The following is a 22,953-nucleotide window of genomic DNA, read 5'->3' on the forward strand; positions in this document are numbered from 1 at the left end:
CATTTACTGCACAATACTCGCCAGGTGTCCTTTCACACGGTGCGCAAAATTGCGGTGCACCCTCTGTAACTCCATGGTTTGCTCTAACTGCCGGGCCATTTCCGGTAAGGGATGGGCTTTAAACCACTGCACCGTCCGTTCAGCCAATGAATCATCAATGATACTCGGTAGCGCATACACCACGGGATGCATCATATAGGACGGGAACTTGGCGGTCACCTTATCCCAATGATCTTCTAGTAAAGTCCATGTGGTTTCTTGTACCTGACGAGTATGTAATCCTTGACCAATAGCATACAGTCCATCTTGAATACGCACTTCCGGTGACAAACAGAGCGAAAATGTGCGCACCATTAATGCCGGATCGGGAAACTTGCCTAACGCCATCAGATAGCGTTCCGCATCTTGTGGAGTGGTGGCCTGTTTAAAGTGCTCGTACATGCTTTCCCATTCTTTTTCGCCGCCATTGCTAGCCACGACATCCACTACGGCCGAAATGAGATCCGGGGACAAAGATTCATGACCTTGAAAGTGGGCATCGAGCCGGGCTTTTGCTTCGGATCGCACCATCTCATTGGCTCCCAACGTCCCCAGAATACGCACCAGTTGAGCCCGCAATCGTCCCATCTTAATATCCTCTTCCTCTTGGGCAGTCCAACCCAATTGCTGGAAGAGAGGTCCGGCAACATGGTTCACCAATGCCTGCAATGCCTTTTGGCCGGAATCATCGGCTATGTGATCCACCAGCATCATATGCCCCGACACTAAACTCCACACATCGGGTTCATCTTCATCAACAAGCGTGTGCCATAACTGAACCGCTTGAGAGAGCGGCACCTCATTAGCTAATACCTCAGCCCAGATGTCATCGGCTAAGGTTAAGCGTTCCAAAGGAGTCATTTGTCGCAATGCTCCCATCAATCGTTTCCATAAGGACTCATCATAGGCGACACGGTAAAATCCATAGCCCCCGCGATTGACCATAATCCATTCCACATCATTGGGCACCGTCATGCTTATGCTCTTTGATCCTAACAAAACAGGTTTAGCCACATCATCGGTACGGGTATGGATCCCTAACACAACGGGAACCTGCCATGTTCCCGTTCCTTCTCCCTCATACCGGAAGGGTTTTTGGGACAGAACAATTTCCTGATTTTTTTCATTCCATTGAGCCCGGACCAAGGGATATCCACCTTGGAATACCCAGGACTCCATAACTTGCCTGACGGGTTGACCTGATACCGCTTCAAGACTATTCCATAAGTCTTGGGTTTCCGTATTGGCAAATCGGTAGCGGGTAAGATAGGCTTTGACACCTTGGCGAAACACGTCCGGGCTCAAATATTGTTCCATCATACGCAGAACCGAAGCGCCTTTTTCATATGTAAGAACATCAAACATGCCTTGAGCATCCGCGGGGGAAATTACGGGATATTCAATCGGCCGTGTCGATGCTAATCCATCAATTTTAAACGCATAGGATCGGTGCACCCCAAAATTGGTCCAAACATCCCATTCCGGATGCAAGCTATCCGTGGCTAACAATTGCATAAAGGTGGCAAAGGCTTCATTGAGCCATAGGCCATTCCACCAACGCATGGTGACCATATCCCCAAACCACATGTGTGCCGTCTCATGAGCAATGGTGCCCACCACTTGCAATTTCTCCATGGGTGAGGAATGCGCCGGATCGATTAATAAGGCTTCCTCCCGGTATGTAATACAGCCCAAGTTTTCCATCGCGCCTGCAGCAAAATCTGGAATAGCCACATGATCCAGTTTATCTCCAGGATAGGGAATATCAAAATATTGCTCGAAAAAATTGAGCGCGTTAACCGCCTGCGCCTGGGCATAGCTTGTTAGGGACGAAAATCCTGGGCGCGCCGCCACGCGTAAAGGAATGCGTTGTCCGGGCTCAGGATCGGTTAATTCCAATGGCCCGACTATTAAAGCGACCAAGTAGGTAGACATAGGAATCGTATCGGCAAACTGTACATGTCTTTTCCCCGCTTCATCCACCACACTACTCACTTCCTGAGCGTTAGACAACGCCGTAAGATCGGCATCCACGACCAAGGTGATGGCGAATACGGCCTTGAAGTCTGGCTCGTCCCAACAGGGAAAAATGCGGCGTGCGTCGGTAGCCTCACACTGTGTGGAAGCGATAACGACACTCTCCCCATTCTCTTGTTTGACCGTTGTCACATAAAATCCGCGCAGATCGTGGCCTAAGTGACCTTCAAAGGCTAAAGACAATGTCCATGATCCGGGAGTCAATAAAGAGGCAAACTCCAGTTTGACCCGCTCATACTCCGGTTCATAGCTAACGGTACCCGGGTAATTTTCTCCGGTTTTGGCCATGATCACGACGTCTGATAAAGACAAATCCACCGCATTCATGATAATGCTGTGCGTTTCACTGGATATTTCAACCTCAACCCGTAATAGTCCCTGGAAAGTTTCCGTCGTTAAATTCGGTGTGATCTCGATTTGATACCGGTGCGGAATGACGGTCCGTGGCAACCGGTATTGCTGTGCATTCTCGGTCATGAAATCCCTCCTGGTCAAATCCTGCCCATTTTGACATATCCTAAAAGCATTACACCGTTCCTCTGAAAATCCGGACAGTAAAGAACTGTGTTAAACCCCATAGATGCTGGGCGTGCTCCCTTAGTTTAAGGCTCATCATCATGTTGGGGATTTTCTCGGTATAGTCCGGCACTCAAGATTACCTCATTATTGGGGAGCACCTTCTTTAGACTCTCCTTCTCGCGCTACACGGCGAGGAACTGTAATATCATCAATGAGGCCATAGTGCTTCGCCTCGTCGGCGGTCATCCAATAATCTCTTTGCAGGTCATGAAGCAAGGTCGCAATAGATTGTCCGGTATGTTGCGATAGTACCTTTGCCAATTGTTCTCGCGTAGCAATGAGTTCCCGCACTGAAATGTCCACGTCGGTCACTTTTCCGCCTAATTGCTGAATTGAGGGCTCATGAATCATAATCCGCGCATTGGGTAATGCATAGCGTTTTCCCGGTGCTCCTCCCGCTAACAATACCGAGGCCATACTCGCGGCAAGACCCACACACAAGGTAGCAACGTCGGGCTTAATGTACTGCATGGTATCGTATATGGCCATGCCCGCTGTTACTGATCCTCCCGGAGAATTTATGTATAAATAGATGTCTTTATCGGGATCGTCACTTTCGAGAAAGAGTAACTGAGCCACAACCAAATTAGCCATGTCATCTTGTACCATACCGGATAAGAACACAATCCGCTCTTTTAACAAGCGGGAATAAATATCATACGATCGTTCCCCACGGTTAGTCTGTTCTACTACAATGGGCACTAATGGCAAGGCTATCCCTCCTGTTTGTCCTTTAGTTCCTCTTGCACTTGCTGTACAAACAGCGGTCAACACCCGAAGGATAATCTCCCGCGCTGTCTGTGTCTTCTCTTTTTTATCCTAAAAAACCTAATAAGATGAAAATTTTTCCCACTCAGCCCAGTTTTTCAAGATCTTGGGTGCTAGTCATCATGTCCAAATATCTTGTGACATCAGCCTTCACCTAAGTTCTTTCTTAACCGTATCATATCTCGGCAGACAATGTGGTTCTCTATAATCGGAGGATCATCATCGTTCACAAAAAAATCTGGGATGATACCGCTTATACGAAAACCTGCACGTTGATAAAAAGCTAAAGGACCTAGGCTGGAATTACCTGTTCCTACTTCCATCCACTGGTATCCCTGTTCACGAGCCCAATTTACAGCATGATCCAAAAGAGCTTTGCCGATTCCGAGCCTTTGCCAATCTTCATGCACAGCAATATTCATGAGCTCAATGTGTTTTTCTGGGGTTTCTGCCACCACGTAGACGCCCATGACGGCACCGGACCCCTTCGCTATCACGCATTGTCCTTTGTGGACATAGCTCTTAATGCGTTTTATTGATGGGTCTGCCAATAATAATAAGGACCATGGAATGTCTTCTGCATTTGTTACCGGGTGAAAATCATATGAGGGGGAACGTTTTGTCTCGCCCTTCATAGGAACAGAAGGTCCCATGGCTTGGACATAATCTGTGAGGGCACGGCGGTAGCGATCCAAATCCGGACTCTGAATGTGGTTCAAGATCCAATCGAGAACCCACTGAAGCGCTTCTCGTGGCTTTCTTTGCTTGTCTTGCGCCAACCCCATAAATACCGCAAATGCGGGAAAATGAGGAAAGACAGCCAATGCCTCTTGCAATAGCCCAACCGCTTCCTCGGCGCGCCCCACATTGCATAAGGAACTGGCCCACTGCACCTTGGCATACGCCTCATATTCGGGATTTAATCCCTGGGCAATCGCTTCATGTTCCCGGGAGAGAAAATCGAGCACATTCGCCCATTCGAATTTTGCGCGTCCAGAGTCCGGATAGGCCTCGGCAAGATTTTTAAAGTAGGTGCTCAGAGCTTCGGCATCATCTCCGAATACGGTCCATCCCTGCCGTGCCTTTTCCTCGATATCGTTATCCTTCATGAGCACACTCCTTGCCTCTTGTTCCCAAGTCCAAGATGTGATAGCCATATGCTCTATGCTCTCATCTTTAATCGTTTCTGGCCAGATCACCACAAATATAGAATCCTAAGGGCAGCTTTTGGAATGCATTGCGGTTTTTAGACGCTAATCTTATTCCTACTCTGTTTTGAGCTTCCAGATCACATTATGATTTTCTTATTATTTCATTCAACTAATTTTATTTGTATCTAATTAGATATCTATGATAAGATTATTGGGCTAGACAATATGGCATGTTAAAAGGAGCAAACGGATGAATGATGATCAGGACGCCTTAATCACGTTTCTCAAAGTGTTATCGGATATGAGCCGTTTACGTATTTTAGGCTTATTAGCCTTACGTGATGCCAGTGTTGAAGAATTGGCAGCAGCACTCAATTTAAAGCCCCCCACCGTATCCCACCATCTAAACCGTTTACGCGAAGTGAACTTAGTTTATATGCGTGCCGAAGGTAATACGCATATTTACAAGTTGCGTACCGAGAATTTGCAGCAGCTTAGTCGTTTACTCACACCCGAACATTTATCGACGTTAACCGGCGCGATACCCGAAGATGCGTGGGAACGCAAAGTCTTACGGGATTTCTTAAATGGGGAAGAACTCAAAGAAATTCCCGCAAGCCGGAAAAAACGTCTGGTTATTTTGCAATGGCTAGCCAACGAGTTTGCCTGGGATGTGCGTTATAAAGAATCCGAGGTGAATGCCATTATCCAACGGCATCACCCCGATTACGCGACTCTAAGACGGGAATTAATCGGTCACCAACTCTTAGCACGTACTCAGGGAATCTATTGGCGCACAAAGCCCGAAACTGTCACCTCATATGATTAACGTCAACTCATGCTGTCAAGAAAGCTCTGCTGCCCTGGTGAATGCGACCAAATAGCTTAAGAACAATACCCCGGATTCGCCAAAAAGCACGGGAAATCCGGGGTAAGTCGGGAAGCCATGAGGGTTAGCACAATTGAAGAATCCCGACGAATATACAGCATGAGAATTATTGAAAGAAAAAGCCATTACGTTCTTTACCAATCATGGCAAACAATGATTCCGAGTTGTCGTAATCCCGGCTCATGAAGGAAAAACCTAATTCCGGTACAGAAGCCTCAAACACAATCGACGCTGTAGCCCGGTGAAAAGCTATTTGATATTGTTCTTGGGGATTAGACCAACCAATTTCCGGTCCAAGACCTTTCCAGCGAATGCGAACACTCACTGTGGCCTGATAAGTAGGGCCAGGGGCAGGAAATTTGGGTTGATCAATCACCGGATAATCACAAACCACGACCTCGGCCACCTGTCCATCTTTGCTGATCCTCAGTGCATCATCTGGGATAGGCGTGGTCCAAAAAAGTCCGTTAGATGCAATCGGCTGATGAAAACTGTGCAACTGGTCATTGACACTGGGAAAGCTCACTGAGCTTGGATAAAGATCGAGTCAAAGATGAATAAAGGTGCCGTAATGCTTTTCTCCATCCTCCGTCACATACTCGCCCTGCATAAAGCGCACGTCAGTGCCTGGACCTCCAAAGCGTACTATATGCCCTTCATGGTCACGGCCCCATCCTGCCAAAATAGCGGTGGCCACCCGCCCGCGAAAATTGAAAATTTCCGAGGGTTCGGTATAAGGAGCAGGCGGCACATTATGATCTCCCTTTGCATCGATTTCGGGAATCGGTGTCGGCAGAGGAAGAGAGGGTATGGGAGTTGGTTTTTGCCCATAACGGCAAGGACCACAAGCTTGATCCAATCGTTTTGGAACCCGCATTGTCATTCTCCTTCCAATTTGCTGGTTACCATTCCATAATATGGATAGGATTGCAAAGTGTTCACGTAACGATGTGAGTTCCCATGATTCGTCCTTGATAATGTTTTGGATATCCAAAGAAGCACCTTGTTTTCACAACGCAGCATCTGCACAACGGAAGACTCAATGGAGTTCTCAACTAAGAGCCATAAGAAATCGTCTTGACACGGTCAGTTGCTGCGCCATTCAGTCAAACCCCTCTTTCACTCAAACTTGCAGTATTAGCTCTTCTCATTCCGCGTCAATGACTATGGCTCGGTGAAGAGCAGCCTTCAGCAATCCTATCCCCCCATTCGATACATAGGGCAACAAACGATAATTCTCAGCCGATTCATCAGATTATCGGGTACAGTTGTTACTAGCAAGAGCTGTTTTCACGCGGTAAATGAGCCCATGACGCACGAAGTGAGACCACACTCAGTCCAAGAACCACCGTGGCGGCTCCCCCCATCGCAATCGTCGTCTGGGCACCGACCACGCTGACCACCATTCCGCCAAGGAGTTGACCTATGGGAAGTCCCGCGCTCGTCACCGACTGGATCGTGCCTAAGACCGTTCCGCGCATCGAATTGGGAATTAGTCGTTGTTGCCACGTTGTCGCCACAATGTTATAGGGTGCGTACGTGAATCCCCCGCAAAACAGCAGTGCCATCGCCTGCCACGGATGTTGAGTCAAACCGACCAAGGCACTGAACAGACCCCAGCTCATGATGATTCCGGCGACGACAAAGCGCAGAGACCATCGCGGCCGGACCCGCTCCCACATTAGGGTTCCCCCCAACGCGCCGACTGCAAAACTACTCCAGATGAGCCCCAACGTAGAGGCTCCAGCGTGAAAGACGCGCGAAACCAAAATCGGCAGGGCGGGCTCCAAAGGTCCGTAGGTAATGTTAAAGAATAGCGTGACCACGCCCAAGATCAAGAGCACCGGATTATGCCGAAGAAAATGCCATGGCTTAAGCCGGGAATGCGTCTGAGCTGCAAGCGGGTCACCGGATCCCGTATCATATGTCCTCACCGGAATCGTTAATAAAGATGCGATATACACCGCATAGCAGCCTGCTGTGACGAGCAACGTCCCCGGTGCCCCAAGGAACGCCACTAACATCCCTCCTAATGCAGGGCCCATCAAGTACACCATGCTACTACGTAATTGAATGAGCCCGTTGGCAGGTTCTAAATCATGCTCGGAAACAATGTTCGGTAAGAGAACACCTCGTCCTATCATGGATAGCGGCGACAACGCCGCCGCTGCCCCTACCACCGCCAGTAACAGGGGAAATGTGAGGACATGCCGCCATTCCAGCATGGGTATGGACGCATAAAGAATCATTTGGCTTGTGTTATCAAGGATCATCAAAGCACGGCGAGGAAGGCGATCGATGAGGTAGCCAATAAACGGGCTCGTGAACATTCGCGCGATGGGAATAACCGCCAAGACGTACGCGACACGCATGGGGGATCCGGTAGTTTGGAGAACAAACCATGCGAGCGCAATGGTGACGAACTGCAAGGCCAACTGTACGAAGGTCGATCCGCCCCAATATAGGATAAAAATCCGATTGCTGATAAGTCTCCGGTAACCATTCACATTGTCTACTCCTTGGTCCAGATGTGCCACGACTCAGCGAAATTCGAGTCTATTGAGCGGTGCAACACAAAATCGCTGTCTAGTTCCGTATAAATACTACTGTAAGCATTGAGATGATGATATATTAGACATCATCATGATAAAGAAACTGTATATGTTCGAGAAATTTAATCGCTCAACCAGAACGTCTAAACTCCATTTCTGGAAAATCGCGAAGAGGCGTATAAAGCTACTTGTTGGACTCAAGATTTCACAAAATAACAAGCGTTTTGTGCCCGAATTTGTTATGTCAGGCTCAACGTAGGCATTAGGCACCACGCAGTTCAATATCCCATCGGCATCAATCGTGCGTGTCCGCTCTAACCCTTTCCAGGGAAGCACTAGAGTCGTCGAAACCGTTGTGCTCTTCGACCAGATTATCAAAGATTCCACCAGTCGTGCCCATCCGTTGGAGATTATGGAGTCAATTATCCTCCATCAAGAACGAGTGTAGACACATGTGCCCATTGGCGCAATATCAGCTCATGGACGCAACGAGGCGGCGCACTATGTCATGCCGCTATTAGGCGTAGGTCGCGCATTCATGCGGGTAGAGATAGTTCCGCCCGGTAGTGCCACCGCCCGCCTCCACAGCCATTCCGCCGTGGACGAATACTACTTAGTATTATCTGGACGCGCTTTGTTGAGAATGGGATCTCATGAGTTGGAGGTAGGTCCTGGGACTCTCATTGGGAAACCCACAGGACCTGATTTAACGAGTCATTTGGTTACCTCTCTTGGAGAAAGCATCACGGTGCTAGATATGGAAATTTGGCCAGACCGTGAACTGAGGAGCAAGGACATCGTTTATTACCCTGATCAGCATGAACTGCTATGGCGAGGCGAGGGTTGGCGTGGCGCCCAGGTTTTTTCATCCTTAAGCTCTGCCGAGGATCTTTTTCAACATTACGATGATGGCTATGTTCGACAGGATGATGGCAGTTGGCGTTCGGCCAATATTCCGGGAACAGCCCCCAGAGAACCCGATTAATCCCCCGGGGTTTATTTTAATTGGTGTTTAAGGCCGGAGGATTCTTTCCATGCGACAACCAATTTGCTAAGCCATATTGGACATTTTGGCACCTCATAGGAAATAAAAGGCAAAGACGGCCGCAAGAACTTCTCACCCATATAGGTATATTTAGACCAAGGGTTCTAGACCGTGAGTCATGCATTGAGTCATATGCAGCCCGGCTTTCCATTTGACCATGCCCGATTCATCGATATTCAATACCCATGTATCGCCATTGTCGATTTCAAAATTACGGTAACTCGTTAAAGGAAGACCTAGAGAGTGTGCTATAAAAAGCCGCAGAACCGTATTGTGTGTGATCACTAGGAGAGTCTCAAAGGGAGTGGCGACCTGGTCATCGACAAAACTCCTTAGGCGTCGGACCACCTCATTTCCTGATTCCCCATGTCCGCCGGCTTTAACTGAAGATGGGTCATTTAGCCATGATTGCCATTGCTCGGGATAATCGGATTCGATTTCTTGTTGTGTCAATCCCTCCCAGTCTCCAAAATCGATTTCTTTTAATCGGTTATCGAGATTCAATGGCAGTCCCAAACGGTCTATAATGGGTAAAGCCGTGGTGCGAGCGCGAAGAAGCGGTGATGCAAAGACCTTATCAAAAGGGACAGCCGCTAACATTTTGGCTAACATCTGCGATTGAAATATCCCAGTTTCGGCTAACGCAATATCTGAGCGCCCACAATAGCGGTTTTGATTATGATTCCACTCGGTCTCTCCGTGGCGAATAAAGTAAAACGTGGTCATCGACAATGTCGTTCCCCCTATGTTGATGAATCTTGTGGTGTTCGCTCTGTGACCGAGTTTGTTTCGGTAACAGGCTCTCGGAATAAGCTGTTTTTTTGTGTTTGAGGTCTACAGACATGGAGCGGAACCTTGAGTTCAATATGACCCAGGCTATCCATGAATCATACATTCCATTCGCCTATTATGGTTTTCTTTTAACAAATACATTAAGGGGACCAGATAGCATGTTTGTCTCTCCCAATATAATTTTGTCTCGATAGATTCCCACGAAAGAATCGGCGGACTGCGAGCGTGGGCAGATGACAAATTATCAGCGATTACCGCAAATATGTCCGTATCCTGGCCCAAGGGAGTCCCTCCATCATCCGGTTTTCCCAGTGCTCAGATTGTCTCAACCTTCAGATTCCGCTAGCTTTGCTACATCAGTCACACACGGCTTAACCGCATTTCTTCACGCCGTTAAATGATACATGGCACACATTTCACTTTTTACCATGAGTGGACCATTAATCATGAAAACCGATCTTTATTAAAATTCCTACAGTCACCGATACACGAATTATGCTTTACCCGTTCCGTCTTTATGGGCATTTCTTTTTGTTCGTGACCTCACGGGTGCACAGGAGTTTTAGGAATATCAAAAGCCAAACCGTGCCGAAATTCTGCCATAGTCCCGTGAATATAAGGACCTGAACAACTTCCCTTTTCTCCCTCATCTCCCCATCCATTTCACCGGCTGTCTTAATGAGATTGAGGTTTCCGCATTGTTAGCGTACCAGCATTGCCATGTGCTGACTAATACCGAAACACAAAACAACCTATAAGTTTTGGATGATGGGTCCCACACACATGGCAATCTGGCCATCTGCGTGCTCCTAGGTATGTTCTAAAGTTCAGCCAGCATTACTTAATATTTGTGATTCTTTAGCAAACGATCCTCAAATCAGATGCTGGTGGGCATCTAATAAAAAATTGTCATGATATTCTTGGCGGGGCCGCCTTGCCTAGGATGGTCTTAATGGATAATTGGAATAGGTGAGAAGAAGATTCTTAAAATGCGTAGCGGGCGGTGCCAAAAATCGATCCCGGAGCTGAACAACATGCCAGTACCGTACCCGCGGAAAGCCTTGGACGTCTAAAATAACTAGCTGATTAGTGCGTAGTTCCAGCTCAATGGCCCGGCGCGGTACTACCGCTAATCCTAAACCATGCGCTACGGCTTGTTTGATTGCACTGTTACTGGCCAGTTCCATTCCCATACGTGGTCGGATTCCCGATTCCGCAAAAAACTGTTCGGTGGTAGCCCGTGTTCCCGACCCTTCTTCCCGCATCAGAAAGGATTCCTGAGCCAACGCACTCAAAGGAATTTGTTGACGATTCGCCAATTTGTGTCCGTGCCATGCTATGACAACCAGTTCGTTGATCAGAAAAGGTGTGGCCTCTAATTCCTCTTCACGGGGAAATTGTCCAATCACCGCCAAATCCGTATCCCGCGACAACAGTCGTTCGATAACGGTCCGGCGATTGGTGACATCAAGACTAATTTCCACACGGGGAAACTTTTGCCGAAATATTCCTAAGTACTCCGGCACAACGTAGGCTCCCGCGGTGGTATCGGCAGCCACCCTAAGACGTCCCGCATCGCCATCTTGTAATGCTGCGATCGCTTCACGAGTTTCTTGTAGGGCCGTGAACACGCGCTGACTATGTTCCAGCAGCTGTGTACCTGCGTCAGTCAAATAGATCTGTCGTCCCACTTTTTCAAAGAGCGGCATCCCTAGAGTTTCTTCCAGATGTTTGATGTGCATGGACACAGCGGGTTGACTTAAAATCATGTCTTCCGCCGCACGCGAAAAACTCATATGGCGGGCTACCGTGCGGAATACCCGTAATTGATGCAGGTTGATGAACACCTCATCTTCTCTCAAACGCCTTCCTCCTGACATAGTCATTCTTTCTAAACAGGCCATTCCCCACCGGTTCCTCCCCGCGCGTTAGGCCGCATAATTAGGGATTGCACCATGGACAGTTAGCGGGCGCCGCCACTTCTAATCCGTCCGACCGCGGATGCGTTTCGCGGTAGTCACATAAGGCACATCCGTAAACTTCAGCTTTCACCAACGAGGTCTCTTCCCCGCACCAGGCACAAGGTAATCCGCGAATTACATCGACCATTCCCCAGCCGGGTGTTCCACATTGAGGGCATTGAGCAGCAAGCCGGTGACCCAGTTTCATGGCGAGTTCATAGAGTACGCGCTGCCTGCTAGGATTCATATGGGCGCGCATATCGGTTTCGACGTGGGCTAAGTGATCTTCGGACACCGCCGCACATTGTTCGATAGCTTTTTTCAGATCATCAGAATTGATAATGCCCTTGAACAATAAGCCCGAGGAAAATCCCGAGTTAGGCCGGACAATTAAGCCGTGTGAGGGAAATTGTGCCCGCTTAAGAAAATCACCGACATCATCGAGACTACGGGCTTCGATATGTGCATAATTCGTCTCTGTACTGATTATCTGTTCCGTTATTTCAATGCCGAGTTGATCATCGACGAATGCCAGAAGTTCATGATGCCCCGGCACAAATAACAATTGGGGATGGGGACCAAAACTTCCTTCACTGGCCAGTCCCAACGGAAGATCTAACGCAGCCATTCCCATTCTGGCTTTGCGAATCACCACCTCCTGTGGCGTCCCATTACGAGGAATTTCACCACTAAAAGTGCCCAAGACATCAGTATCCAGGTATGGAGGAACACAAACTTCAAGCCCTACCGTCTCCCGTAAAGGAGGTCCCACCACTTGTTCTTTTTCATGTTTCGTGGCCAAAGCCACCTTCTGACCACGATAGGGGTGGTCCCATTTTGGTCCGAGCGTCATTGACCTTCTCCCTTGTTCAGCGTACTGGCATACAAACGCACAGCGAAACAACAAATTACGCTAATATTATCATGAATTTTATGTCATATATCAAGAGGCAGCCCTTACAGAGAGTGCATGCCCCAAACTTGACTGTGTGCCATGCAGGCAATAAGACTCGAATAATACTACCGGCGAAAAAATTGAAACTGGCTGCGGCCGCCACGAGAGCCCAGAGCATTCTGTTTGCGACGATAAACCGGAGATGATGCCCTTTGCTCTTCGGGGCGCGCAGTAGAGAACCGCCGGCCAAAGCCACAACCCACTGACTCATGCCAGACAAGATAGTGCCAATAACCAAGGGTAACGCAAACGCCGTGACTTCAGACCCTAAAAATGAAATACTCTGACCCATTCACAGCATGCTAAACGTGCTTAGCGGACGGTGTATCAGTTGTTGTGCCATAGCGACCGACCATTCTCCTCAAAACCAGTTACGAAAACATGTGTTCTCACGAAAACACGACGCGTTCAAAATCTCCACCTGAGGATGAGTGCCGTAGGTCACCAACACACGACAAATTCATTAGGACAATTGTTACGGGGTTTAGCCCAGGAAAGAATCTTTGGGCATGTAAATCACCAAAAATCAGAGGTGATCTTTGTCCTCACAGTACAGCATCCTCATTGGATCGCGATCAATGTCTGTGACGTAAATGCTCTATCTTTCCGACGTTATGACCATACAAGCCCTAAAGAAATTTATGATAACAATAGGATATTAATTTTATTGCCCGGGCTTAATGTTGCCCATTACAATAGGATAAATTTCATCAAACCGTTTTATCCAATAAGTCGGATGGGCCTCATGAAGAGCCGTACGTAACCCATAACCGTATTCTACCGCCGCGCAATCTATCTCCCATCTTGAGGCAGCAAGGATGTCCTGTTCATGATCGCCTACCATAAGAAAATGCTCGCGGCCGAGCCCAGAATTTTTCTCGACAATCTTTTGCAACACATCAACTTTATGCGCGCCTGTCCCATCAAAATCACTTCCAACGACGCCAGTAAACAACGATCGCAACCCAAAAAACTCTAAAATTTGTTCACTAAATCCTGTTGGCTTAGAGGTAGCGAGCCATAGGGCAATCTGGTTATGGGCAAGCCTTTCCAAGGTCTCCCTCACCCGCGGGTATAAATAGTTTTCATAAAGTCCGTGCACGGAAAAATATTCCCGGTAATATGTCACCGCGCGCCATGCCTCTGATTCCGTCAATCCCCAGCACATAAAGGATTCGTGAAGAGGCGGGCCAATAAATGCGGTGAGTTCATCAGATTGGGGAACGGATGCCACCGCCATTTTTCGCAAGGCATACTGAACGGAATGGGTAATTCCTTCTTTGGGATCACTAAGAGTCCCGTCCAAATCACACAACACAACCGAATATCCGGGCATGAACGTCTCCTCTCATTACAAAACAGGAGCCAGCGCCAGGTGGAACTGAACCCTTTTGACGGAAATCATAAACTGCGGTGGTCAAAATACGAGCTACCTTCGTAGTTCCTATCAAAAATCTCTAAAGGATAGGGCAAGGAAAGCGTATTGAGGCTTTCAGTTTCCCGGTATTCGAAGGCGGTAACTTCGCCGTCCACTGCGCGTAATATCCCCTCTTTAACTTGGCACCGAAATACCATGATGACGTATTCGACAGCATTGCCATCTTGATATGTCCAACGAAATTTTTCTCCGCCTAAAACCGCTAATAATGTAATCGGCTCTACCAAAAGCCCGGTCTCTTCAGCAACTTCACGAATCACAGCTTGTGCAGGGGTCTCACCCATTTCAATCGCCCCCGCTGGCAGTCCCCACGCGCCATGTTTCACTTTGACACACAAGACCCGGCCTTCCTTGTCGTGAATCACAGCAGCTACGGCAGGATTAAATATCAGATCGTTGCCTATTTTCTTTCGTAGCTGCTGGTAATACGGAGACATTGGCATGGACCATCTCTCCTTCTCTCGCGTTTCATGCGAGTCTTTTGTGCTCGTAGGATTTGTGTGCACCCTAAAATATTTTGTAAAAATGTTTGGATTTACGGCACAAGCCTGAGATTCCGCTCGTTCCTCATGATGTTAAACGATTGTCTTGGAAAATACCCTGCCCGTGACTGAGTGACGAATCGCTTGTTTTTAAGGGTTTCATAGTTATAACTATCGCCAGCTGTCCCATGTCTTACATAATCCTTACAAACGTTACTCTACAAGACGCCTTGCCCATATGGTACAGAAGAATCAGCCGATTGGCTTTAGCAATTCTAACCCTTGATGCAAAATGCTAATGACAGCATAAACAACTGTGTCCGCCGAATGATCGCGGCGGACTTTATTCCATGCTCAACTCGCTGTCTAGGGCTTGATAGGTCCGGTGTACTTCTCTTTTAAAAATTGACACCGCGAATAAATAAGGTAGACTGAAAACGATGTGTTAGCAGGTATTAGACTTCGTTCTCTTGCCGTAAAATGGGATGAGTCAGGAGATACCCAATCATAGAGAACCATGTCATAGGTGCAGGTAGAGGATTCGTGTGAACAGAAAAACGATCACTTCATGGATTGTCAAACATCCTTGGCATACGATAGTTTTATGGACCGTGATTTTTATCGGATCCCTGCCATTTATGCTAAATTTAACCCACCAGTTCAAAACCGACGGGCTCGGTGTGCCAGGAAGTCCTTCCCAGCATGTCCAAGATATTGTTCAAAAGAATTTTGGCACCTTGGCCAATTCCACGGCAACCGTTGTGTTCTATTCACCCTCCCGTGTCAATCAGCCTCAGTATCTTGAAGCGATGCAGCGTATATTGCGTGCCATGCAAAAGATTCCCGCAGTGGCCTCGGTTCCTTCCGTCCATCAACTCGCCATCTCACCTGATGGCCATGTGATGTATGGCACCATCTTTTTTAATCATGTGACCACCAATTCACTTGCCGATACCAAGGCGGTCGTTCCGTTGCGCCACCTTTTAAAAAAAACGCCTTCAGGACTTCAAGGAGGGTTAACGGGTCTCGTTCCTCTTGAACGCTCGTTTACCGATCAGGTCGACAAAGATCTCAAAACCGCGGAAATCTGGAGTTTCCCATTAACGCTCATTGCCCTGGTCTGGATTTTTCGGAGTGTCATTGCACCGATTGGTCCCCTCGCCATTGGATTTGGGGGCATTACCGTGGGCCTGGCAGGAATCGATCTCATTGCCCGCGTCATTGCGATTGCCCCCGAAGTGGAAGATGCTGCCGCTATGATTGGACTCGGCGTAGGAATTGATTATGCGTTATTGATGGTTCATCGGTACCGTCTAGCGAGAAAGATGCATCCAGCTGCTGATGCCGCCAATATCGCTGCCGCAACGGCAGGACGCGCCGTGTTATTCTCAGGCAGTATCGTGGCCGCGGCTTTTGCTGTTGTGCTCTTGGTTCACCAGCCCTTAATGCGGTCGATGGCGCTCGGGTCATTGGCTGCGGTGTTAGCCACGGTCATTGCTGCCCTGACGCTATTACCAGCCATTTTAGTAGTCTTGGATCGCTGGTTAGACTGGCCCTACCGGCAATCGATGGAAAAACCCAGCCCCTGGTGGCAGTCCTGGGCAAAACGAGTCATGAAACGGCCGTTATGGGGTCTTTTTACCTCAGGTACATTATTGTTATTGCTTGCATGGCCCGTGACTTCCATGCATTTTTGGAATCCTGGTGTCGATACTTTGCCGGCTTCGTCGCAAACCCGACAAACCTATGATTTGTGGTTAAAGCACACGTTTTCCGGCGTAGGCAGTCCCTTATGGGTAGTCTTGGAAAAATCCTCGAGTCTTTATACGCCTTCGAGCTATAAGCAAATTCAAGCGGTCAGAGCAAAAATTCTCCGCCAATCCGATGTCCATGAAGTGCTTCCTCCCCTGCCTAACTTGCCCATTTCCGCCTTTAATGCGCCGCCTCCAACTATTTTCGATGACGCCTTGTCGCCGTCTCATCGCATCTTTTTATTCACGGTATTCCCCAATTCTCACGGCGAATCTCAGGCCACCCAAGCCTTAGTCCGTCACTTGCGATCGTTGTCCTATCCATTTTCCGGAACCGTCCTAATCGGTGGGGGAGTCGCCTATACCGTGGATGTCATCGCGCTCATCTTACACTGGCTCCCCATTGTAGCTGTCCTCATCGCAGTTACCACCATGATCTTGCTGTTTCGACTCTTTCATTCGGTGGCTTTAGCCATAAAAGCGGTCATCATGAACTTGTTATCGGTTTCAGCAGCTTCGGGTCTTCTGGTACTGGTTTTCCAAGATGGTTTAACCCGGCCGCTGACAGGCATCGCGGGCGCCAGAGCCATTGACTGGACCACGCCCTTAATCTTGTTCTCCGTTCTGTTCGGATTATCGACGGATTACGAAGTGTTTTTGTTAACCCGGATTATGGATTATCATCATGAACATTATCCAGACGCTGAAGCCATTGCCCAGGGACTGGCCGATACCGGCCGCATTATCACAGGGGCTGCGCTCATTATGGTGACGGTTTTTATTGCCTTTGGTGTCATTGGTCTTGAATTTATGCAAGAACTGGGAATCGGACTGGGTATTGCCATTTTACTTGATGCTACCCTTGTGCGGTTAATTCTCGTCCCTTCCATTATGCGCTTATTAGGATCATGGAATTGGTGGCCCGGCGCATAAATCCTTCAGCACTTTTAGTGCGCCGCCGCCTAAATGGCATTCATTCTTGAGAGTGTGCGGGATAACTCTTGTCATCGAGAGATCATGAGTCATCAAGACTCTTTTTATCCGTACCCTAATCTTGTTACCGGAATTTTCGCTGTCCACTTAACATCAGGATCTTAATCCAAACGCAGGGATGATATGATCCCCGAAGTCCATCTCTTATCAGCCTTTCGCCTCTGTTGAGGGCCAGTTTGGACCAATCCTTTACCATACATCTTGACTAAAGACAATGCCCGGGCGACCTCTTGAGGCATTCCACTGTTTCATTAACATAATTTGTCTGGCGGCTAAATCCGGATAAGGCTCAGGGGTCATATCAATCCGCGCGATTTTTCCCGATAAATGATGCGCGGAAGCCGGCCATGGCATGGCCTGCAAAACGTTGAGGGCACCATTGGCCGGATCGGTCAATGCCCACACCACAGCCTTAATATGTGACATAATTAGGGCCCCTGTACAAAGGAGACAGGGCTCCATCGTGGTATAAAGAATATGACCCCATGGACGATATTGCTTCGTCTTCGAATCGATCAAATGAAAAGCCGCATCCTGGAGTGCCATAATCTCGGCATGAAGGGTGGTATCACCCGCCGTAAAGACCCGATTTCTTCCCCGGCCTATCACCTCCCCCTGATCTGTTACAAGAACAGCTCCAATGGGAATACTCCCTTCCGTTAATGCTTGTTCTGCCTGTGCAAAAGCTTATAGTAAAAACTGACGGTGTCGCACATTTTCCATACTGTCCTCCATCCAAAAAGCATTTTTTATTGAGCTTAATTTCGCCATTCTCCATGATTATCCTGTTTCTTTCGATACTGACGGAAACCCGAATGCATTTCATAGTCTTGTTATATATTTCAAAACTCGTTATTATATATGTTATATTATTTTTATACTTATGTTAATTATTAGGCTCAATATAAATATATTATGTTATCTATTTGGATAGTGTCATTGCCGATTGTGGTCACGGTTGTTAGGAAAGGTGATGTGCATGGCCAAGGTCACTCCTGCCGATATTGAACGCATAAAACACGAAAAAGACGGGTTAGCTGTTTTAAATGAGATTCCTACCTGGATCGAACAGGGGATCTCATCGATCAGCCCCGAGGATCTCGTGCGGCTTAAATGGCTCGGATTATTTTACCGCGAATCAACCCCGGGGTTGTTTATGTTGCGTCTTCGTATTCCCGGGGGTCATCTTTTGCCACACCACTGGCGCACTATCGCGGATTTGTCCCGGCGTTACGGGAAAGGACATATGGATTTAACCACCAGGCAATCCATACAACTCCGCTATATTGCGCTCGAAACGGTCCCTGCAATTTTTTCAGCCCTGAGAGAGGTCGGACTTTCAAGCTGGCAAACGGGAATGGACAGCGGGCGCAACATTTTAACTTGTGCCTTAGCTGGTCACCTGGCCGAAGAAATCATCGATACCCGCCCGGTGGTTCGCGAATTATCGCGTCTCTTTGAATATAATCCCCGTTATTCTAATCTTCCCCGGAAGGTTAACATCGCCATAACCGGATGTCCCTCGAACTGTGTTCATGCCGAAGCCAATGATATTGGGTTCATTCCCGCAGATTTTGACGGCACCAAGGGATTTAACGTGTTTGTCGGCGGTGCTTTGGCACATCAATACCGGGGCATAGGGATTCCTTTGGACGTTTTCGTCACACCTCAAGACGTCACCGCATTGACCATGGCGCTTTTAGATATTTACCGTGATGAAGGTTTACGGACGAACCGCTCCAAGTCCCGCTTACGGACACTGGTTTTAGAACGCGGCGCCGATCAACTGCGAATGGACCTCGAGCATAAATTAGGACATTCGTTAAATCGGGCAGGCACTGATCTCAGGCGCTTAGATCATCACGATCATTTGGGTCTCAGTCCTTCCACTGAACCTCAAGCGGTGCATGTGGGAGTGCACATTCCCTACGGCAGCATTTCAGCCGATGATTTTGAGGGCCTAGGAGAACTTGCCATGCGAGCGGGTTCCGGCGAATTAAACCTCTTACCGAGTCAAGATGTGGTACTGCTCAACATCACCAATGTGTCGGCCATTTCCCATCATCCCTTACTGGCTCGCTATTCTATCAATCCGCCATTGCTCGAGCGAAATGCTGTAGCGTGTACAGGGAAACCGCATTGTCCATTAGCCATTACCCACACTAAAGAACCGTTATCCCAAATCTTATCGACGCTGTCGGAGAACATTCATTTGCGGCAAAGCGTCACCATCTCCTTTTCCGGATGCACCAATGCCTGCACCCAACAAGGACTAGCGGATATTGCGCTTACGGGAGTCAAAGTCAAAGTGGGGGATCAATGGGAAGAAGGGGCTGATATTTTAATTGGGGGACAGCCCGGTCCTCAAGCCCGCATTGCCGAACGCGTCTACCGGCAAATCCCTTTTAGTCAACTCACTGGTACTCTGCAAGATATTTTAACGTCCTATTTTGCTGATCGGATTTTACCGGCGATATCTCCCCTGGGTCATGTTGAACCGGTGCCTAAAGAGGCCTCATCATGAGTGCATTCCCTGTAGCCATTGAATTAGAGAAGCAAAAAGTCATCATTCTTGGGTCTGGTACACTTGCCGCCCAACGCATTAACAGTCTCATCAATACGGGGGCCATCATTCATGTTTATGGTCCCTATCCTGTTCAGGAAATTTTAGACTTCATGCACACAGGCCAAGTGACATATTACGATAGAGAGATTACTGAATCAGACTTCTGCGATGTCAAACTGGTCTTTGTTACCGATGTGCATCCGTTCAATTTGAATATGATTCAGCAGTGGTGCCATCAACACCATGCGTGGATTCATGTCGCAGATGTACCTTCATCTTGTGACTTTTATGCTGTCAGTCAATTACGGCGAGGTGATTTGGTCATCGGGGTTTCGACAAGTGGACTCGCGCCAAGTTTGGCTCGACGCGTCCGCATGGCTTTAGAACCGCTTTTTGATTCATCATGGGGCGATATTGTTAGAGCGTTAAGTCATCACCGCCGTCACCACTCGAGTCCATGGGATACGGTATCATTAAATCAATTAGCCCAACACTATATCAAAACCCACCTAATGCCCCACATCTCGTCGACACCCACAGAAGCACACGCAACGCATCAAGAACACATGGCATGGCAAGAGAAACGGTTATGAACAACAAAAGCATACGAATACTGAAGTGATGACGCACGTTTCGCCAACATGGACTTAGTATTCTCCTAGAACCTTAGATTTCGTAAACCATTGTCTGCAATGGGCCATTGGCTGGCCGGGGGTATTTCTTGATACGCAAAGGGCATGTGATCTTCTGATGCATAAGCCAAGGGACAGCATTAAGTTGCTGTTCCCATTCAACCTATTCAAATCACTATAGAGATTGCCGGTTTTCTGTGCAGAATCCTAACAATCTGCTGGCATCAGCATCTATATCTTCATTTAATACCGAGTTGGATAGAAATCACGAGGTTTTGTGAAAAAGCTCGTCTCACCCCGTAAAAAGCCATCTTGCAATTTCTGACCTGAACTTCCTTCGCTAATTCCCCCGATACTCCGTCGGTAACCGCGAAGATGCCCCTTTAACCTTGCAGTGTTTGGTGTGTCTTTTATCCCTTGATGCTGTGTAAAAAGGAATTTTTGGGCTACATCTTCGAGGATGTCTTTGAGGACCACAACGACTTGCCCAGCCATCTCTTTGCGATATCCCATGTCTTGATTATTGGGACTTATTAGCGTCAGCTCATTCTTGTTGTTGAAGGGCGCATTCACATTCCGGCAAGATGGTCCCTTGTAACCAGATGACTTGACCCTATTGGACGTCTTTGGGCTGGACCAAATTGGGTAAGGAAAGATGATCTTAATGCCGTACCAGATCTTGGTATCACCGGCCATAATGAATAGGTTTTGAGAGCGTGAATAAACGCTTCAAACATTGAAATCATGAGAGCCAAATGAGGTGAGTAACGATGATTAAAGCCGATGCTCCATTATGGATAGGGATCATTATTGGTGCTATCATAGGCGGATTCGCGGAATTATGGGGTATTGCCAACCCAGAAACCTTAATTCGGTTGGCTCGTTGGAAAGATCGTTTATTTATTGGCTGTATCGCCATTGGTTCCGCCGTCGGGGCGATTGTTTTATATGGACTCTATGCCAGTGGGGTGGATATGCATTTCGGCCCGAAACCAGTGTATATTGTGGGAATCATCATTGGTGGATTGTTGTTTGGTACAGGCATGGCCATCTCAGGATATGTGCCGGGTTCTGAATGGATGGCTTTAGGCGAAGGACGGCGTGATGTGTTATACGCGATTCCCGGAGGAATTTTAGGAGCGGCGACCTGGACCTTGTTGTATCAAACCTCGTGGGGTCAATGGTTGGTTCACACATTAAATTTTGGCGATTTGATTTTAACGGGATCGATTAAGCATATTCATCCCACAGAAACATTTATTGTCTCGCTTCTCTATGCGGCGGTGTTATTACTGATTGCATATTTTCTTCCCCGTTATCAAGGAGGCCGCAAAAGTTGTCTCCGGCAATCAATGAGCAAAACAGTTGATGATGTCGACAGAGAATATAAAGCCGACACCCTCGCCTATCTGTCTGAAGGCGGCATGGAAGTGAATACCGGAAGTTGGAATAAGGAAATTGTCGAACAAGATGTTCCCAATTCGAACTTCTACTCCCCGGTTATGTTATTTGTCGGTGCTGTCATTGGGATTACCGTGGTGTTGGGCATTTTTCTCCACCAAATTTTTGGTGAGTCGACCACCTTTTCCTGGCTGGCAGGACAATTACTGTTGCCGCATTATGCGTATAGTCACATTGTCTTTACCAAGATTGGTTGGGAGCCTTTATCTGACATTGGCACATTTTTTGGGGCCTTTATATCCGCCGTCTTTGTCAGTCGACGGTTTAATGCTTTTCGCCCTGTCATTCCGCCATCTTGGCGCAACCGTTTTGGTCACAACCCATTGACCCGCGCCGTGGGGGCGTTTGGCGGATCGTTTTTGGTCTTATTTGGCGCCCGTATGGCTGATGGCTGTGCCAGCGGTCACATCTTAAGCGGTGGTGTGCAAATGGCCATCAGTGCGTGGATTTTTACCATTGCGGTGTTAATTTCCATGTTAATTACCGCGAAATGGGTGTATGGCAACAGTAGTGAAAAAGTTCATGCCGAAGAAGTCGTTTCTGATCAAAGGAGTGCGGTACAATGAACACATCATCTCGTTTCATGGGCTGGATGTTCGGTTTAGGTTTTGTCTTAACGCTCATCATTGCCGCCATAATCACCCATAATTCCGCCAGTAAACCCTTAACATTTGCACAAGTGATCACCGTTTCATTGATTCCCTTAGGGTTACTGGGCTTGGCGACTCTTTATTATGGACAAGATCACAAAGATGCATCGTCATCGCATTCTTCAGACCGTGTCCACCGTTCTTCTCATGTTACACCCCACTGAACTCGTGTTTCTCACTCATCGTTGAGGGGACCTCCCTTCCTGATGAAG

Annotated in this window: 19 protein-coding genes and 1 pseudogene; 7 read left to right on the forward strand and 13 right to left on the reverse strand. The window is 47.9% G+C overall.

What is annotated here, in order from left to right; translation table 11 throughout:
- Nucleotides 1-3: 3 nt before the first annotated feature.
- The 3 genes from AOA63_RS08920 to AOA63_RS19970 all read right to left on the reverse strand — a co-directional run bounded on the left by AOA63_RS08920 (nucleotide 4) and on the right by AOA63_RS19970 (nucleotide 4,532).
- On the reverse strand, nucleotides 4-2,553 hold the full coding sequence (locus AOA63_RS08920; protein ID WP_053959366.1) for a M1 family metallopeptidase: 2,550 nt from the start codon (nucleotides 2,551-2,553) through the stop codon (nucleotides 4-6).
- Between the two features lie 186 nt (nucleotides 2,554-2,739).
- Complete coding sequence (locus AOA63_RS08925) at nucleotides 2,740-3,366, reverse strand: ATP-dependent Clp protease proteolytic subunit (RefSeq protein ID WP_053959367.1); 627 nt, start codon at nucleotides 3,364-3,366, stop codon at nucleotides 2,740-2,742.
- A 200-nt stretch (nucleotides 3,367-3,566) separates the two neighbouring features.
- Nucleotides 3,567-4,532: a tetratricopeptide repeat protein gene (locus tag AOA63_RS19970; RefSeq protein WP_197648383.1), complete on the reverse strand. Its 966-nt coding sequence runs from the start codon at nucleotides 4,530-4,532 to the stop codon at nucleotides 3,567-3,569.
- 292 nt (nucleotides 4,533-4,824) lie between these two features.
- Between AOA63_RS19970 and AOA63_RS08935 the strand changes: the two genes are divergently transcribed.
- Nucleotides 4,825-5,403 (forward strand): metalloregulator ArsR/SmtB family transcription factor, encoded by a 579-nt coding sequence (locus tag AOA63_RS08935; protein ID WP_053959368.1) that lies wholly within the window; start codon nucleotides 4,825-4,827, stop codon nucleotides 5,401-5,403.
- A 166-nt stretch (nucleotides 5,404-5,569) separates the two neighbouring features.
- Here AOA63_RS08935 and AOA63_RS08940 read toward each other — a convergent pair whose 3' ends face one another.
- The 3 genes from AOA63_RS08940 to AOA63_RS08950 all read right to left on the reverse strand — a co-directional run bounded on the left by AOA63_RS08940 (nucleotide 5,570) and on the right by AOA63_RS08950 (nucleotide 7,970).
- On the reverse strand, nucleotides 5,570-5,857 hold the full coding sequence (locus AOA63_RS08940) for a hypothetical protein (protein ID WP_053959369.1): 288 nt from the start codon (nucleotides 5,855-5,857) through the stop codon (nucleotides 5,570-5,572).
- Between the two features lie 153 nt (nucleotides 5,858-6,010).
- The gene (locus AOA63_RS08945; RefSeq protein ID WP_053959370.1) at nucleotides 6,011-6,340 is read right to left on the reverse strand and encodes a hypothetical protein; all 330 of its coding nucleotides are present in this window, start codon (nucleotides 6,338-6,340) and stop codon (nucleotides 6,011-6,013) included.
- 397 nt (nucleotides 6,341-6,737) lie between these two features.
- Nucleotides 6,738-7,970 carry an MFS transporter gene (locus tag AOA63_RS08950; protein WP_053959371.1) on the reverse strand — a complete coding sequence of 411 codons (1,233 nt, stop codon included), beginning with the start codon at nucleotides 7,968-7,970 and terminating at the stop codon, nucleotides 6,738-6,740.
- A gap of 499 nt (nucleotides 7,971-8,469) precedes the next feature.
- Between AOA63_RS08950 and AOA63_RS08955 the strand changes: the two genes are divergently transcribed.
- Nucleotides 8,470-9,000 (forward strand): cupin domain-containing protein, encoded by a 531-nt coding sequence (locus AOA63_RS08955; RefSeq protein WP_139061539.1) that lies wholly within the window; start codon nucleotides 8,470-8,472, stop codon nucleotides 8,998-9,000.
- A gap of 150 nt (nucleotides 9,001-9,150) precedes the next feature.
- Here AOA63_RS08955 and AOA63_RS08960 read toward each other — a convergent pair whose 3' ends face one another.
- The 5 genes from AOA63_RS08960 to AOA63_RS08990 all read right to left on the reverse strand — a co-directional run bounded on the left by AOA63_RS08960 (nucleotide 9,151) and on the right by AOA63_RS08990 (nucleotide 14,649).
- Nucleotides 9,151-9,786: a histidine phosphatase family protein gene (locus AOA63_RS08960; protein ID WP_053959373.1), complete on the reverse strand. Its 636-nt coding sequence runs from the start codon at nucleotides 9,784-9,786 to the stop codon at nucleotides 9,151-9,153.
- A 1,004-nt stretch (nucleotides 9,787-10,790) separates the two neighbouring features.
- Nucleotides 10,791-11,714 carry a LysR substrate-binding domain-containing protein gene (locus AOA63_RS08970; RefSeq protein WP_053959375.1) on the reverse strand — a complete coding sequence of 308 codons (924 nt, stop codon included), beginning with the start codon at nucleotides 11,712-11,714 and terminating at the stop codon, nucleotides 10,791-10,793.
- A gap of 79 nt (nucleotides 11,715-11,793) precedes the next feature.
- Entirely contained in the window at nucleotides 11,794-12,666 is an 873-nt protein-coding gene (locus AOA63_RS08975) for a DUF6671 family protein (protein WP_053959376.1), read from the reverse strand.
- 766 nt (nucleotides 12,667-13,432) lie between these two features.
- Nucleotides 13,433-14,104 (reverse strand): HAD hydrolase-like protein, encoded by a 672-nt coding sequence (locus AOA63_RS08985; RefSeq protein WP_053959378.1) that lies wholly within the window; start codon nucleotides 14,102-14,104, stop codon nucleotides 13,433-13,435.
- A 65-nt stretch (nucleotides 14,105-14,169) separates the two neighbouring features.
- Nucleotides 14,170-14,649, reverse strand: a complete 480-nt coding sequence (locus AOA63_RS08990) for an NUDIX domain-containing protein (protein ID WP_053959379.1) — start codon at nucleotides 14,647-14,649, stop codon at nucleotides 14,170-14,172.
- 584 nt (nucleotides 14,650-15,233) lie between these two features.
- On the opposite strand from AOA63_RS08990, the gene AOA63_RS08995 reads away from it, so the two are divergent.
- Nucleotides 15,234-17,372 carry an MMPL family transporter gene (locus tag AOA63_RS08995; protein ID WP_053959380.1) on the forward strand — a complete coding sequence of 713 codons (2,139 nt, stop codon included), beginning with the start codon at nucleotides 15,234-15,236 and terminating at the stop codon, nucleotides 17,370-17,372.
- A 249-nt stretch (nucleotides 17,373-17,621) separates the two neighbouring features.
- Here the strand turns inward: AOA63_RS08995 and AOA63_RS09000 are convergent.
- Nucleotides 17,622-18,104 (reverse strand): annotated as a pseudogene (locus AOA63_RS09000) (nucleoside deaminase); the annotation flags it as partial.
- A gap of 307 nt (nucleotides 18,105-18,411) precedes the next feature.
- On the opposite strand from AOA63_RS09000, the gene AOA63_RS09005 reads away from it, so the two are divergent.
- Both AOA63_RS09005 and AOA63_RS09010 read left to right on the forward strand, forming a co-directional pair.
- Nucleotides 18,412-19,956, forward strand: a complete 1,545-nt coding sequence (locus AOA63_RS09005; protein ID WP_053959382.1) for a hypothetical protein — start codon at nucleotides 18,412-18,414, stop codon at nucleotides 19,954-19,956.
- Entirely contained in the window at nucleotides 19,953-20,591 is a 639-nt protein-coding gene (locus tag AOA63_RS09010) for a precorrin-2 dehydrogenase/sirohydrochlorin ferrochelatase family protein (protein ID WP_053959383.1), read from the forward strand. Before AOA63_RS09005 ends, AOA63_RS09010 begins: the two co-directional genes overlap by 4 nt.
- A 282-nt stretch (nucleotides 20,592-20,873) precedes the next feature.
- On the opposite strand, the gene AOA63_RS09015 is transcribed toward AOA63_RS09010, so the two are convergent.
- The gene (locus tag AOA63_RS09015) at nucleotides 20,874-21,203 is read right to left on the reverse strand and encodes a hypothetical protein (protein WP_139061540.1); all 330 of its coding nucleotides are present in this window, start codon (nucleotides 21,201-21,203) and stop codon (nucleotides 20,874-20,876) included.
- A gap of 197 nt (nucleotides 21,204-21,400) precedes the next feature.
- On the opposite strand from AOA63_RS09015, the gene AOA63_RS09020 reads away from it, so the two are divergent.
- Together AOA63_RS09020 and AOA63_RS09025 are read left to right on the forward strand one after the other, a co-directional pair.
- Nucleotides 21,401-22,657 (forward strand): YeeE/YedE thiosulfate transporter family protein, encoded by a 1,257-nt coding sequence (locus AOA63_RS09020; protein WP_053959385.1) that lies wholly within the window; start codon nucleotides 21,401-21,403, stop codon nucleotides 22,655-22,657.
- Nucleotides 22,654-22,905: a hypothetical protein gene (locus AOA63_RS09025; RefSeq protein ID WP_053959386.1), complete on the forward strand. Its 252-nt coding sequence runs from the start codon at nucleotides 22,654-22,656 to the stop codon at nucleotides 22,903-22,905. Before AOA63_RS09020 ends, AOA63_RS09025 begins: the two co-directional genes overlap by 4 nt.
- Nucleotides 22,906-22,953: the final 48 nt, after the last annotated feature.

This window comes from Sulfobacillus thermosulfidooxidans, assembly GCF_001280565.1.
GTDB lineage: Bacteria > Bacillota > Sulfobacillia > Sulfobacillales > Sulfobacillaceae > Sulfobacillus > Sulfobacillus thermosulfidooxidans_A.